Source organism: Pseudomonas sp. dw_612 (genome assembly GCF_018449725.1).
GTDB lineage: Bacteria > Pseudomonadota > Gammaproteobacteria > Pseudomonadales > Pseudomonadaceae > Aquipseudomonas.
In genome coordinates, this window is sequence record NZ_JAAVVC010000001.1 from 264,071 (window position 1) to 277,501 (window position 13,431).

Sequence of the window (13,431 nt, forward strand, 5' to 3'; positions counted from 1 at the left end):
CTTTTTTGGAATATTTACATAACTTGATATTCAGTCATTAAAACTGTTCACGCACACACCATCACAAGTTATGAAAACCTGATAGTCGATCATCAGTGCCATTACCCGGCCATATTCTTGTTATAAAACTGACAACTTTGTTATTACCTTGGAATAGGCACTAACTTATAGAAAGGTATCGCGATAGATCATCAAGTCAGGGTGGACATGGATGTTTCCTCTGCAGGAATACGAATTAAACAACCGACGGCGCCCTTCCCTGTGGCGCAGCGCACGGTTGCATCGATTTAGAAGTCGACGGTTGCCGACAAGAGGTAGGTTCGAGGGGTCGACAGCGTCAAGCCAGGCTCGCTGTCATCCGAGGCGCCTGCCGAACTCCAGAAGCGCTTGTCCGCCACGTTCTCGACATTGGCCCGCAAGGTGATGTTCTTTTCATCGACCTTGAACGCGTAGCGGGCGCCGACATCCATGCGCGTCCAGGCGTCGATTTCCTTGACGTTGGACTGGTCCAGGTACTGCGAGCTGGAATAGATGGCGCGGCTGGTCAGGGTCAGGCCTTCCACAGACCGCACGTCATACTCGGCGCCCACGTTGACGTTGTATTTCGGCGTCGCAGGCGCGCGATTGCCATCGAAGAGGCCGTCGGTGGTCTTCTTCAACTCGCTGTCGATGTACATGACGCCACCGAGCAGGCGGAAGCCATTGAGCGGCTCGCCGAACATGCTCACTTCCACACCGGTGTTTTCGCGCTTGCCGTTCGGGCCGAAGACCCGCGTGTTGGCGTTGGTCTCGTAGGCCGGTTGCTTGATGCGGAACACGGCGGCGGTTACGGCGAACGGACCCGCGTCGTACTTGGCGCCAACCTCGACCGAACGGCTGATGAACGGCGGAAAGATTTCGTCTTCGTTGACCGAGGTCGACGGTGCGATCTTGCCCTGGCTCAAGCCTTCCATGTAGTTGGCATACAGCGACAGCTTATCGGTGGCCTTGAACAGGATGCCGCCCGATGGCGAAACTTTTTCCTCGTCGTAGGCGGTGTCGCCTCTGACGTTATCGGTCCAGTCGTCAACCTTCACGCGCTGCCAGCGGGCGCCAAGGGTCAGCAGCACGCGATCATCAAAGAAGCCCAGGGTGTCGGACAACGCCACGCCGGTGGAGCGGTTCTCGGTGTAGACCTTCGAGTCCTGCCGCGTGGGATTGTTCGGCGTCGGGGTTTCCACCGGGTCGTAGAGGTTGCTGGGGGCGGAGGCATAACGGGCGCCGCCGTTTTCGAAGTCCATGTAGAAGTAGCTGGCCGCCAGGTTGATTTCATGGCTGACGGAACCGGTGTGGAACCAGTTGCGCACACCGAAATTGGCCGTCCGGACATTTTCATCACGGGTGAAGTCGCGCGGTTGAACGCTGAAATCACCGGCGTTGTTGGTGATGGAAACGGCATGCCGGAGGAAGTCATGATTGCTTTTGCGCGCGCCGACGCCGCCGTAGAGCATCACGGAATCGCTGACATCGAATTCGCCGCTCACCGTACCGAAGGTGTCTTTGGTCCGCGCCTTGCTCCAGGGCTGCGCATAGTTGCGGCGTACATCGCTGGCGTGGGGAACCTGCGCGTTGGCGCCGACGATCACACGCTCCTGCGGGGCGTCGGTATCACGCTCGGTGTGCCCGACGTCCGTCGAGAGCCGCAGACGTTCACCGCGAAAATCCAGGCCCAACACGAACATGTCGCGGTCGACACTCTGGTGATCCCATTCGGTGTCGCCGGACTGCTTCACGCCGTTAAAACGAATCCCGAACTTGTCGTCCTCACCAAAGCGCCGACCGATATCCACGGCGCCGCCGATCTGGTTATTGGAGGCGTAATTGGTGGTGAACGAGGTGATCGGCTTGTCGGTAGCGCGCTTGGGCACCACGTTGATCCCGCCACCGACGCTGCCCCGCGGTGAGATGCCGTTGATGAGCTGGCTCGGGCCTTTAATGATGTCGACCCGGTCGGCCATCTCCATGTCGATCGTATACGTCGGCAGGATGCCGTAGAGGCCGTTGTAGGAAACATCGCTGTTGAACAGGCTGAGCCCGCGAATGGTGAACTGCTCATAACGTCCGCCCGCCGGGTTGGTGGCGCGAACCGACGGGTCGCTGGCCACCAGGTCGCCCAAGGTTCGCGCCTGCTGGTTCTTGACCGCCTCAGCGGTGTAGGTGGTCATGCTGAACGGCGTTTCCATGAAATCTTTCGAGCCCAGCAAGCCTTGTGAGCCTTTGCGCGCGACCTGACCACCGGCATACACCTCGGCGTCCGACCCGCCGGTGGCGCCGAGAATCGAAGTCGGCGCCAGTTGCAGGCTGCCGCCTTCTGGCGCCGGGGTCAGGATGTACGCTTGCTCGCCGACCGGCTGCAGTTGCAGACCGGAACCCTGCAGCAACCGGGCGAAGCCCTCTTCGACCGCGAACTCACCGGAAAGACCAGGGCTGTTACGACCGCTGACGAGCGCCGGGTCCACTGACAGATTGACCCCGGCCAACCCGGCGAACCGGGTCAGCGCGGCGCTGAGGCTGCCAGCCGGTACCTGATAACTGCGTCGAGACGCGTCGTCGGCCCAACCGGCAGTGATGAACAACGGACAGGCACTCAGGCTCAACAACAGACTCAAGTGCAACAACGGGCGCAGCCTGGAAGGAGTCAGACGCGTACTGCAAGGCATCACTGCGGGCATTGAGAATCTCTCTGATTTCGTTTCACTTGCCTTGAATGACAAGCGACACGAAAAAAGGGGACACGCCTCAAACAATATTTTTGCGCGGCAGTAGCGTTACCCAATAACGCGTACGCGAATGCACCTCCAGCGGCAGGCTGGCCGCTAGCAACGCAAGGATGCGATCAGTGTCTTCCAGGCGAAAACTGCCGGTGACGCGCAGGGATTCAAGTTCCGGCTCCCAGCGCAATATGCCTGGACGATAGGTGCTGAGTTCGCGCAGAAAATCCCCCAAGGGTTGGTTCTGCGCCATCAGCACCCCGTCGCGCCAGCCCGGGGCAAGCACGTCGAATGGCTCCACAGCGCCAGCACCTATCGCCTGAAGGTTGACTTGCTGGCCACCGCGCAACGAAAAGACTGGCCCGCGCAGAGGCTGCAACTGCACCGCGCCTTTAAGCACGGACACCTTGCACCCCGTCTGCCCCTGGCGCACGCACACTTCACTTTGACTGACGATCACTTGCCCGAAGTGCGTCTGGATTGTCAGCGGCGAAGACCCGGGCACATTCAGCGCGATTTCACCTTCCACGAGTTTCAGAAGCCGATTCTTCATATCGATATCGACGGCACTCGCGGTGTTCAATTGCAGCGTGCTGCCATCGCTCAACTGGACTTTCTTGCCCTCCCCGGTCGCGGTCCGCAGGTCGGCGCTCCAGACATCCAGCGGCAACTGTCGACTGATCAGCCAAGCTGTCGGCACCAGCGCCACCGCGCCGACAGCGCGTTTGAGGACGGTGCGTCGACTGGCTTGCGGACGGTCCAGGCTGGCCATCGCCAGGGCGGGTGGCAGGTCGGCAAAGCGTTGGCGCAAAAGTTGCGCCTTTTGCCAGGCCTGCTCGTGACTGGAATGGCTATCACGCCAACTCTGCAACTCGGCGCGATCGCGCTCATTGGCGGAGCCGGATTCCATCAGCGCCAGCCACTGCGCGGCGGCCCGCACGACCTGGCGGGCTTCAGCCGAAGGTGCTGAACCGATCACAGCTCCACCAGCAGGCAATGTTCGTAGGCCTGGGCCATGTAGCGCTTGATCGTGCGTTCCGAAACTTGCAGACGCTCGGCGATCTCTTGATAGCCAAGGCCTTCGAGCTGACTCCAGAGAAATGCCCGTCGCACCGGGCTCGGCAAGCCATCGAGCAATTCGTCCAGGGCTTGCAGGGTTTCCAGCAGGATCCAGCGCTGCTCGGGAGATGGCACGCAGTCCTCAGGCAGCAGCGCCAATGCACTGAGGTAGGCTTGCTCCAGACTGCGGCGCTTGTAGAAGTTGGTGAGCAGGCGCTTGCCGACTGTGGCCAGGTAGGCGCGGGGTTCTTGCAGGTCGGCGATGTGCTGGGAGCTGGCGAGTAAACGCACGAACGTGTCCTGGCTGAGGTCCGCCGCATCGTTGCCGTTGCTCATGCGTCGTCTCAACCAGCTTTCAAGCCAGCCCCGGTGGTCGCGGTACAGGTCGTGGAAGGTTTGCCCCGTCGGCATCGCTGCATCACTCATCTAATGGAACCCTGCGCGAAGAAATATTTTAAATGCGACTCATTCTAATTAGTGATGGGACTTCAAATAAAGCGCTTTGTGCGGTTTGCACCCAGTAAATACTTGAATAAATCAATGCCGAGAGAGGGATTTCGGCGCGCAAGCACCGGTTAATCAGGGCTGCGGGTGTTTGAGGGGAGTTATCACGAAACGTCAGAATTCATTGCCGATCGCGCCTGTTCGGCGGATGCGAATCCCTGAGGTGAGTGAAAAGGAGAGAAAAGCCAAATCGCAGACACAAAAAACCCCGGTCTTTCGACCAGGGTCTTTGCTATCGACTCGAAGTAAGCCAGCGGCTTTTCTTCGTAGCTCCAAGGCGTTCAGTGGGCCTTGAAGCAGATATGGCGCAGCGGACGGGACTCGAACCCGCGACCCCCGGCGTGACAGGCCGGTATTCTAACCGACTGAACTACCGCTGCGTATCGCTTTGGACTTGCGTCCAAGTAACTCGTCTGACTGGAAGCTTCGAGGCTTTCAATCTCGAAGCAGGCTCAAAACCTGCTTCGGAAATATGGCGCAGCGGACGGGACTCGAACCCGCGACCCCCGGCGTGACAGGCCGGTATTCTAACCGACTGAACTACCGCTGCGCGTCGGTGGAGGCTTTTAAAAGCTTCCATCTTGCTTTCGCAAGACTCTCGGAAGTGGTGGGTGATGACGGGATCGAACCGCCGACATTCTGCTTGTAAGGCAGACGCTCTCCCAGCTGAGCTAATCACCCGTTTGCATCTCCGAGGCCGCGAAATTTACGCAGGTAGCGAACCTAAGTCAATAGCAGGATTGAAGTTTTTTCAAAACAGCTTCAAGTCCCAAGCTTCAAGCCGCAAGGAAAAGCAGGATTGCGTATTAAGCCCCGCAGAGGCTCGCCCTTGCTTGCAGCTTGTAGCTTGAAACTTGCGGCTGTCTACGCGTAGACCATCTTCTTGGTCATCCCGCCATCCACCACGAACTCCTGGCCCGTGACAAAACCAGCATTCCTGGACAACAGCCACGCCACCATCGCCGCCACATCCTCGACCGTCCCCACCCTGCCCGCCGGGTGCTGGACATGGTCGGCTTCGGTCAGCGGTTCGGCGCGCCGTGCCGACGGATCACGTGCGTCGATCCAGCCGGGGCTGACCGCATTTACACGGATCTCCGGCCCCAGGCTGATCGCCAACGCGTGAGTCAGGGCCAACAGGCCGCCCTTGCTCGCCGCGTAAGCCTCTGTGTCCGGTTCCGACTGCCCGGCACGGGTCGAGGCCAGGTTGACGATTGCACCGTTGTGAGCACGCAGGTACGGCGCACAGTGCTTGGCCAGCAACATCGGCCCACTGAGGTTGACCGCCAATACGCGGTTCCAGTAGGCCAGATCGAGACTTTCCAGGGTGATGTTGTGCGGATCGGCCACCGCCGCGTTGCACACCAACGCATCCAGACGCCCGAACTGCCCCAGCACCTCGGCAACGCCCAACGCCACCTGCCCTTCGTTCGAGACGTCCATGGCGATGAACCAGGCGTTGTCGCCCAGCACCTTCGCCACTTTCGAACCGCGCACGCGGTCCAGATCCGTCAACACCACCTGCCAGCCTTCGCTGATCAGCCAGGCCGCGATACCCAGGCCGATGCCGCGCGCAGCACCGGTGACCAGCGCAACGCGGCCATGGGTGCCTGTACTCGGTGTGGACAACTCGATCACAAGGCAGCCAGCCCGCGCGCCAGATCGACTTGCAGGTCTGCCACGTCTTCCAGGCCGACCGCGATGCGGATCAGACTGTCACGGATGCCCGCCGCTTCACGCTCTTGCGGTGCCAGACGGCCGTGGGAGGTGGTGCTCGGGTGGGTGATGGTGGTCTTGGTGTCGCCCAAGTTGGCAGTGATGGAAATCAGTCGGGTCGCATCGATAAAGCGCCAGGCGCCCTCTTTGCCGCCCTTCACCTCGAAACTCACGACCGCGCCGAAACCCTTCTGCTGACGCTGGGCCAGTTCGTGCTGCGGATGGCTTTTGAGGCCGGCGTAATGGACTTTTTCGATGCCGTCCTGCTGCTCCAGCCATTCGGCCAGTTGCTGGGCGTTGGCACAATGGGCCTTCATCCGCAGGTTCAGGGTTTCGAGGCCCTTGAGGAAAATCCAGGCGTTGAACGGACTGAGGGTCGGCCCGGCGGTGCGCAGAAAACCCACGACTTCTTTCATCTGCTCACTGCGGCCAGCCACGACGCCGCCCATGCAACGGCCTTGGCCGTCGATGAACTTGGTCGCCGAGTGCACGACGATGTCCGCGCCCAGCTTCAACGGCTGCTGCAACGCCGGGGTGCAGAAGCAGTTGTCGACCACCAGCATCGCGCCCTTGGCGTGAGCGATTTTCGACAGTTCGGCGATGTCCACCAACTCGGCCAGCGGGTTGGAGGGCGACTCGACGAACAGTAATTTGGTGTTGGTCTTGATCGCTGCGTCCCAGCCGGACAGCTCCGCCAGCGGCACGTAGTCGACTTCGATGCCAAAGCGCTTGAAGTACTTCTCGAACAGGCTGATGGTCGAACCGAACACGCTACGCGATACCAGCACATGGTCGCCGGCGCTGCACAGGCTCATCACCACCGCCATGATCGCGGCCATGCCAGTGGCTGTGGCCACCGCTTGCTCGGCGCTTTCCAGCGCGGCAATGCGCTCTTCGAACGCGCGCACGGTCGGGTTGGTGTAGCGCGAGTAAACGTTGCCCGGCACTTCGCCAGAAAAGCGCGCTGCCGCGTCAGCAGCGGTACGAAAGACGTAGCTGGAAGTGAAGAACATCGGATCACCATGTTCGCCTTCCGGCGTACGGTGCTGACCGGCGCGTACGGCCAGGGTATCGAACGCTACGCCATCGAGGTCGCTGTCCAGCCGACCGGCATCCCAATCCTGACTCATGCTGTCACTCCTTGCCCTGTTCTCTAATAGATACAAAACCGGCCTGGAGGGGAACACCGATACTGTAGGAGCGAGGCTTGCCCGCGAAGGCGTCATCACATTCAACATCACTGTTGCCTGTGACACCGCCTTCGCGGGCAAGCCTCGCTCCTACAGATGCAGGCCGGTAGTTACTCAGTTGTTATACAGATCAATGATCGCGCTGACTGCCTGGGTCTTGACCTTGGAGGCATCGTTGCGTGCCTGCTCGATCTTGTTCAGGTAAGCCTCGTCGACGTCGCCGGTGACGTATTTGCCATCAAACACCGCGCAATCGAAATTCTCGATCTTGATCTTGCCGCCACCGACCGCTTCGATCAAGTCAGGCAAGTCCTGATAGATCAGCCAGTCGGCGCCGATCAGATCCGCCACGTCCTGGGTCGAACGGTTGTGGGCGATCAGCTCGTGAGCGCTCGGCATGTCGATGCCGTAGACGTTCGGGTAGCGAACGGCCGGGGCAGCGGAGCAGAAGTAGACGTTTTTCGCGCCGGCTTCGCGGGCCATCTGGATGATCTGCTTGCACGTGGTACCGCGAACGATCGAGTCGTCCACCAGCATCACGTTCTTGCCGCGGAATTCCAGTTCAATGGCGTTGAGCTTCTGGCGTACGGATTTTTTCCGTGCGGCCTGGCCCGGCATGATGAAGGTCCGGCCGATGTAGCGGTTCTTCACAAAGCCTTCGCGGAACTTGACGCCCAAGTGGTTCGCCAGCTCCAGGGCCGCGGTGCGGCTGGTGTCCGGGATCGGGATGACCACGTCGATGTCGTGTTCTGGACGCTCGCGCAGGATCTTGTCGGCGAGCTTCTCGCCCATGCGCAGACGGGCCTTGTAGACCGACACGCCGTCGATGATCGAGTCCGGACGCGCCAGGTAGACGTGTTCGAAGATGCACGGGGTCAGGGACGGGTTGGTCGCACATTGACGGGTGTGCAGCTTGCCGTCTTCAGTGATGTAGACCGCTTCGCCCGGTGCCAGGTCGCGAATCAGGGTGAAACCGAGCACGTCCAGGGACACGCTTTCGGAGGCGATCATGTACTCGACGCCTTCGTCGGTGTGACGCTGACCGAAGACGATCGGGCGGATACCGTGCGGGTCGCGGAAACCGACGATGCCGTAACCGGTGACCATCGCCACGACGGCGTAACCACCGACGCAACGGTTGTGCACGTCAGTCACGGCGGCGAACACGTCTTCTTCGGTTGGCTGCAACTTGCCGCGCTGGGCCAGTTCGTGCGCGAACACGTTGAGCAGCACTTCCGAATCGGAATTGGTGTTGACGTGGCGCAGGTCAGATTCGTAAATCTCCTTGGCCAGTTGTTCAACGTTGGTCAGGTTACCGTTGTGCGCCAGGGTGATGCCGTAAGGCGAGTTGACGTAAAACGGTTGGGCTTCGGCCGAAGTCGAGCTGCCCGCGGTCGGGTAACGCACATGGCCAATGCCCATGTGACCGACCAGGCGCTGCATGTGACGCTGATGGAACACGTCACGAACAAGACCATTGTCCTTGCGCAGGAATAACCGGCCATCATGGCTGGTGACAATACCGGCAGCGTCCTGGCCGCGGTGCTGGAGGACGGTTAGCGCGTCATACAGCGCCTGATTGACGTTCGACTTACCGACGATACCGACGATGCCACACATGCGACGCAACCCCTACTTAATGGATCTGAACTGAACACAACTCACTGAGGCGTTTTGGCCGTCGGCAAGAGGTGTTCCTTGAACGGAATTTCAGCGGGTACGCTGATTCCGCTGGCAAGCCACTGACTGCTCCACCCGAGGATCAGGTTTTTGGACCAGTCTGCGACCAATAAAAATTTTGGCACGAGCTGTGATTCTTTCCACCAGCTGTCCTGCTGTACCGGCCCCAGGCTCAACAGCCCGACCGCCACGACCACCAGCAACACGCCACGCGCGGCGCCGAAAGCCATGCCGAGGAATCGATCGGTCCCGGACAGGCCGGTGACGCGAACCAATTCGCCGATAAGATAATTGATCATTGCGCCTACGATTAACGTGGCGACAAACATGATGGCGCAGCCCGTGATCACACGGGCCGAAGGCGTTTCGATGTATCCGGCGAGGTACTCGGACAGTGAACCACCGAACATCCAGGCGACGACTCCTGCGATGATCCAGGTCACCAGCGATAGTGCTTCTTTGACGAAGCCGCGGCTCAGACTGATCAATGCGGAGATGGCGACGATTGCAACGATCGCCCAGTCAACCCAGGTAAATGGCACAGTGCAGCCTACAGACGGATAAGGCGGCGCATTTTAGCAGAGCCCATGCTTATCGGTAAGCTGCGATTGTCAGTGCATTTCAAATCAGGGCGATAGTATTAACCCGTATCGAGCTGCGCTACGTCCTGTAGCAGCTGGCGAAGCCTGCGTTCGACTGCGCAGCAGTCGCGAATTCAGCCGCCGCGACCGTTCAATAAGACCGTGGACGCAGGGTTTACGACTGCTTCGCAGCCGGACGCAGCCTCGCAGGCTCGGCAGCTGCTACGTCAGTCGCGGCGCTGCTGTTAGCCGCGCTCAGGCTGGAAACGCACGACAAAACCTTTGAGGTTCTGCTGGCGACCTAACAAATCCCGCAGGCGATCGGCTTCGGCACGCTCGATCAACGGCCCGACAAACACCCGATTCTTGCCATCGGCGGTACGGATATAGGCGTTGTAGCCCTGGCTGCGCAGGGATTTTTGCAGGCTTTCGGCGCTGGCGCGACTCGACAGACTGGCCAGTTGCACCGACCAGCTGACCGACAGGCCATTGGCATCGACGCGACTCTGAGTGGTGTCCGGTTTTGCCGGTGCGGCAGCAATCGGCTGGGCCGGTGCCGGTTTGGCGACAGGCGCAGGAGGCGGCGTCACCGGCTTGGCGGCAGGTGCCGGGGCCGAGGCTACGGGTGCGGCCGGGGCAATTGGCGTCGACGGTGCTTGCTGATCGGCAATCTCGTCGTCGCTGGGCACGGGTTCCTGAGGCAAGGCTTGCGGTTCAGGCACCACCACCGGTTCGACCTGCAACTGCGGCACCGAAGGTGCCTGGGGGGCAGACGGCGCTTGCACCGTCACCTGACGCTGTTCGTCCTGACGGGAAAACAGCATCGGCAAGAAAATCACCGCCAGCGCGATCAGCACCAGGGCACCGACCATGCGCTGTTTGTACGCCTTATCCAGCAAAGCCATTTGCCGCTTCCTCCGTGGAGCGCCGGGCCAGCCATTCAAGGGCCTCGGCAACACAATAAAATGATCCGAACAACAGAATCTCGTCGTCGCTCGTCGCCAGTGCACACTGCCCTTCCAGGGCGGCGGCCACACTGCCATAGGACGTTACCGACGCGCCAAGGTTCTGCAAGGCTGCGTGTAAATCAGCGACCGGACGCGCCCGCGGCGAATCCAGCGGCGCGACAGCCCATGACTGGACACTAGCACTCAATTCGCCGACAACACCATCCAGGTCCTTGTCCGCCAGCAATCCGAACACTGCCAGGCGCTTGCCGAGCGGTGGACGACTGGCCAGGCGCCGGGCCAGATACTCGGCCGCATGCGGGTTATGCCCAACATCCAGCAACACATTCAACCGCTTGCCCTGCCACTCGAACTGTCGGCGATCGAGACGACCGACGATCCGCGTGGCCTTCAGCGCGTCAATAATCTGTGCGTCGACCCACGGCAAACCAAGCAGCAAATAAGCCTGCAACGCCAGTGCCGCGTTTTCCATCGGCAGATCCAGCAACGGCAGATCATGCAGCTCTACCACACGCCCTTGAGCGTCGAGGCCACGCCACTGCCAGTTGCGATCGGTAATGCCGAGGTCGAAATCGCGCCCACGCAGGAAAAACGGGCAAGCCAGCTCGCGCGCCTTGTCCAGCAGAGGTTGGGGAGGATTCAGGTCGCCACACAGCGCAGGCGCGCCCTGGCGGAAGATGCCAGCCTTCTCGAAGGCCACGGACTCACGGGTATCGCCCAGGTAATCGGCGTGATCGACGCCAATGCTGGTGACCAGCGCAATATCCGCATCCACCACGTTGACCGTGTCGAGGCGCCCGCCCAGGCCGACTTCCAGCACCACGGCATCGAGACTGGCTTGCTGAAACAGCCAGAATGCCGCCAGGGTGCCCATTTCGAAGTAGGTCAGGGTCGTCTCGCCACGACCGGCCTCGACCGCGGCAAAGGCTTCGCACAACTCGGCATCGGAAGCTTCGACGCCGTTGACCTGCACCCGCTCGTTGTAACGCAGCAGGTGCGGAGAACTGTAGACACCCACGCTCAGGCCCTGTGCCCGCAGCAACGAAGCCACGAATGCACAAGTGGAACCCTTGCCGTTGGTGCCGGTGACCGTGATCACCCGAGGCGCCGGCTTGCCCAGTCCCATGCGGGACGCTACCTGTTGCGAGCGCTCCAGGCCCATGTCGATGGCCGAAGGGTGCAACTGCTCAAGGTAGGCGAGCCACTCGCCAAGGGTACGTTGGGTCATATGTTGGCAGGTACCGGTGGAACCACGATCGGCTCGATAGGTGCGGCGACGAATTTCGGCGTCGGCAGGCCCATCATTTGTGCCAGCAGGTTGCCCAGGCGCGGACGCAGTTCCTGACGGTGAATGATCATGTCGATGGCGCCGTGTTCCAGCAGGAACTCGCTGCGTTGGAAGCCTTCCGGCAGTTTTTCACGCACGGTTTGTTCGATCACACGCGGGCCGGCGAAGCCGATCAGGGCTTTCGGCTCGCCGACGATCACGTCGCCGAGCATCGCCAGACTGGCGGAAACGCCGCCGTAGACCGGGTCGGTCAGCACGGAGATGAACGGAATGCCTTCTTCACGCAGACGCGCCAGCACCGCGGAGGTCTTGGCCATTTGCATCAGGGAAATCAGGGCTTCCTGCATCCGCGCACCACCGGAGGCGGCGAAGCAGATCATCGGGCATTTGTTTTCCAGCGCGTAGTTGGCCGCACGAACAAAGCGCTCACCAACGATGGCGCCCATCGAACCGCCCATGAAGGAGAATTCGAACGCCGACACAACGACTGGCATGCCCAGCAGGGTACCGCTCATGGAGATCAGGGCGTCTTTCTCGCCGGTCGCTTTTTGCGCGGCGGTCAGGCGGTCCTTGTACTTCTTGCCGTCGCGGAATTTCAGACGGTCAACCGGCTCCAGGTCAGCGCCCAGTTCGGCACGGCCTTCGGCATCGAGGAAAATGTCGATACGGGCGCGGGCGCCGATACGCATGTGGTGGTTGCACTTGGGGCAAACGTCCAGGGTCTTTTCCAGCTCCGGACGATACAGCACAGCCTCGCAAGACGGGCATTTGTGCCAAAGACCTTCAGGCACCGAGCTCTTCTTGACCTCGGAACGCATGATCGAAGGGATCAGTTTGTCTACTAACCAGTTGCTCATGCTTTCTTTCTCCAGTACCGGCGGCCCGAACGCTTTGGTTCGCAGCCCCGCGTATGCCCTTGAGCTAAATTCATGTGTGTGGCGATGATCGCTGGGTTGCCGGGTCAGTGAAACTGACCTGCGTACACCCCAAAAACCCTCAGCCGTGCCTGCTTTCGTGCAAGTGAAGTTATGGACGGCGGCAGTTAGCCAGCCGTCACATCACGCACTGCTTTGATAAATGCCCGGATCTTTGCGTGATCCTTGATGCCCTTGCTCGCCTCTACCCCGCCGCTGACGTCCACGGCATACGGCCGAACCCGGACAATCGCCTCGGCGACGTTATCGGCATTCAGCCCGCCCGCGAGAATGATCGGTTTGCTCAAGCCTTGCGGTATCAATGACCAGTCGAACGCTTCGCCAGTTCCGCCCGGCACGCCTTCGACATAGGCATCGAGCAGGATACCGCTGGCGCTTGGAAACGCATCGCAGGCCGCCGCGATGTCATCCCCGGCCTTGACTCGCAACGCCTTGATGTACGGGCGATTCCAGCCTTCGCATTCGTCGGCGGCTTCGTCGCCATGGAACTGCAGCAAGTCCAGCGGCACCGCGTCGAGGATTTCCCCCAACTCGCAGCGACTGGCATTGACGAACAAACCCACGGTGGTCACGAACGGCGGCAAGGCCTTGATGATCGCCCTCGCCTGCGCAAACGTCACCGCCCGTGGGCTTTTGGCGTAAAACACAAACCCGATGGCATCGGCCCCGGCCTCGACTGCCGCCAACGCATCTTCTATGCGGGTAATCCCACAAATCTTGCTGCGAACGGCTGACATGTCGATAGAACCCCAAGGCAAAT

The 13,431-nt window shown here is 60.6% G+C and carries 11 protein-coding genes and 3 tRNA genes; all 14 read right to left on the reverse strand.

Features of this window, described 5'->3' with window-relative positions; all coding sequences use genetic code 11:
- Positions 1–287: 287 nt before the first annotated feature.
- The 14 genes from HB680_RS01170 to HB680_RS01235 all read right to left on the reverse strand — a co-directional run bounded on the left by HB680_RS01170 (position 288) and on the right by HB680_RS01235 (position 13,408).
- Positions 288–2,711 carry a TonB-dependent receptor gene (locus HB680_RS01170; RefSeq protein ID WP_213936769.1) on the reverse strand — a complete coding sequence of 808 codons (2,424 nt, stop codon included), beginning with the start codon at positions 2,709–2,711 and terminating at the stop codon, positions 288–290.
- Between the two features lie 67 nt (positions 2,712–2,778).
- Entirely contained in the window at positions 2,779–3,729 is a 951-nt protein-coding gene (locus HB680_RS01175) for a FecR domain-containing protein (RefSeq protein ID WP_213936770.1), read from the reverse strand.
- The gene (locus tag HB680_RS01180) at positions 3,726–4,235 is read right to left on the reverse strand and encodes a sigma-70 family RNA polymerase sigma factor (RefSeq protein ID WP_213936771.1); all 510 of its coding nucleotides are present in this window, start codon (positions 4,233–4,235) and stop codon (positions 3,726–3,728) included. Before HB680_RS01180 ends, HB680_RS01175 begins: the two co-directional genes overlap by 4 nt.
- Positions 4,236–4,616: 381 nt before the next feature.
- A tRNA-Asp gene (locus tag HB680_RS01185) sits at positions 4,617–4,693 on the reverse strand.
- Between the two features lie 93 nt (positions 4,694–4,786).
- Positions 4,787–4,863: transfer RNA gene (locus tag HB680_RS01190), tRNA-Asp, on the reverse strand.
- 55 nt (positions 4,864–4,918) lie between these two features.
- A tRNA-Val gene (locus HB680_RS01195) sits at positions 4,919–4,994 on the reverse strand.
- 183 nt (positions 4,995–5,177) lie between these two features.
- Positions 5,178–5,951: an SDR family oxidoreductase gene (locus HB680_RS01200; protein ID WP_213936772.1), complete on the reverse strand. Its 774-nt coding sequence runs from the start codon at positions 5,949–5,951 to the stop codon at positions 5,178–5,180.
- Complete coding sequence (locus HB680_RS01205) at positions 5,948–7,159, reverse strand: O-succinylhomoserine sulfhydrylase (RefSeq protein ID WP_213936773.1); 1,212 nt, start codon at positions 7,157–7,159, stop codon at positions 5,948–5,950. The genes HB680_RS01200 and HB680_RS01205 overlap by 4 nt, the downstream gene beginning before the upstream one ends.
- Positions 7,160–7,333: 174 nt before the next feature.
- Positions 7,334–8,839, reverse strand: a complete 1,506-nt coding sequence (purF, locus tag HB680_RS01210) for an amidophosphoribosyltransferase (protein ID WP_123403603.1) — start codon at positions 8,837–8,839, stop codon at positions 7,334–7,336.
- A gap of 41 nt (positions 8,840–8,880) precedes the next feature.
- Positions 8,881–9,441, reverse strand: coding sequence for a CvpA family protein (locus HB680_RS01215; protein WP_213936774.1), 561 nt, complete (start codon positions 9,439–9,441; stop codon positions 8,881–8,883).
- A gap of 284 nt (positions 9,442–9,725) precedes the next feature.
- On the reverse strand, positions 9,726–10,385 hold the full coding sequence (locus tag HB680_RS01220; RefSeq protein WP_213936775.1) for an SPOR domain-containing protein: 660 nt from the start codon (positions 10,383–10,385) through the stop codon (positions 9,726–9,728).
- The gene (gene folC / locus HB680_RS01225; RefSeq protein ID WP_213936776.1) at positions 10,369–11,676 is read right to left on the reverse strand and encodes a bifunctional tetrahydrofolate synthase/dihydrofolate synthase; all 1,308 of its coding nucleotides are present in this window, start codon (positions 11,674–11,676) and stop codon (positions 10,369–10,371) included. The genes HB680_RS01220 and folC overlap by 17 nt, the downstream gene beginning before the upstream one ends.
- Positions 11,673–12,593, reverse strand: coding sequence for an acetyl-CoA carboxylase, carboxyltransferase subunit beta (gene accD / locus HB680_RS01230; protein WP_054052935.1), 921 nt, complete (start codon positions 12,591–12,593; stop codon positions 11,673–11,675). Before accD ends, folC begins: the two co-directional genes overlap by 4 nt.
- Positions 12,594–12,778: 185 nt before the next feature.
- Entirely contained in the window at positions 12,779–13,408 is a 630-nt protein-coding gene (locus HB680_RS01235; RefSeq protein ID WP_213936777.1) for a phosphoribosylanthranilate isomerase, read from the reverse strand.
- Positions 13,409–13,431 lie beyond the last annotated feature (23 nt).

Bases quoted from the DNA above. Each gene is read 5' to 3' on its own strand.
- folC (WP_213936776.1), bottom strand. From the start codon at position 11,676: ATGACCCAACGTACCCTTGGCGAGTGGCTCGCCTACCTTGAGCAGTTG.
- accD (WP_054052935.1), bottom strand. From the start codon at position 12,593: ATGAGCAACTGGTTAGTAGACAAACTGATCCCTTCGATCATGCGTTCC.
- purF (WP_123403603.1), bottom strand. From the start codon at position 8,839: ATGTGTGGCATCGTCGGTATCGTCGGTAAGTCGAACGTCAATCAGGCG.
- HB680_RS01180 (WP_213936771.1), bottom strand. From the start codon at position 4,235: ATGAGTGATGCAGCGATGCCGACGGGGCAAACCTTCCACGACCTGTAC.
- HB680_RS01220 (WP_213936775.1), bottom strand. From the start codon at position 10,385: ATGGCTTTGCTGGATAAGGCGTACAAACAGCGCATGGTCGGTGCCCTG.
- HB680_RS01205 (WP_213936773.1), bottom strand. From the start codon at position 7,159: ATGAGTCAGGATTGGGATGCCGGTCGGCTGGACAGCGACCTCGATGGC.
- HB680_RS01235 (WP_213936777.1), bottom strand. From the start codon at position 13,408: ATGTCAGCCGTTCGCAGCAAGATTTGTGGGATTACCCGCATAGAAGAT.
- HB680_RS01170 (WP_213936769.1), bottom strand. From the start codon at position 2,711: ATGCCCGCAGTGATGCCTTGCAGTACGCGTCTGACTCCTTCCAGGCTG.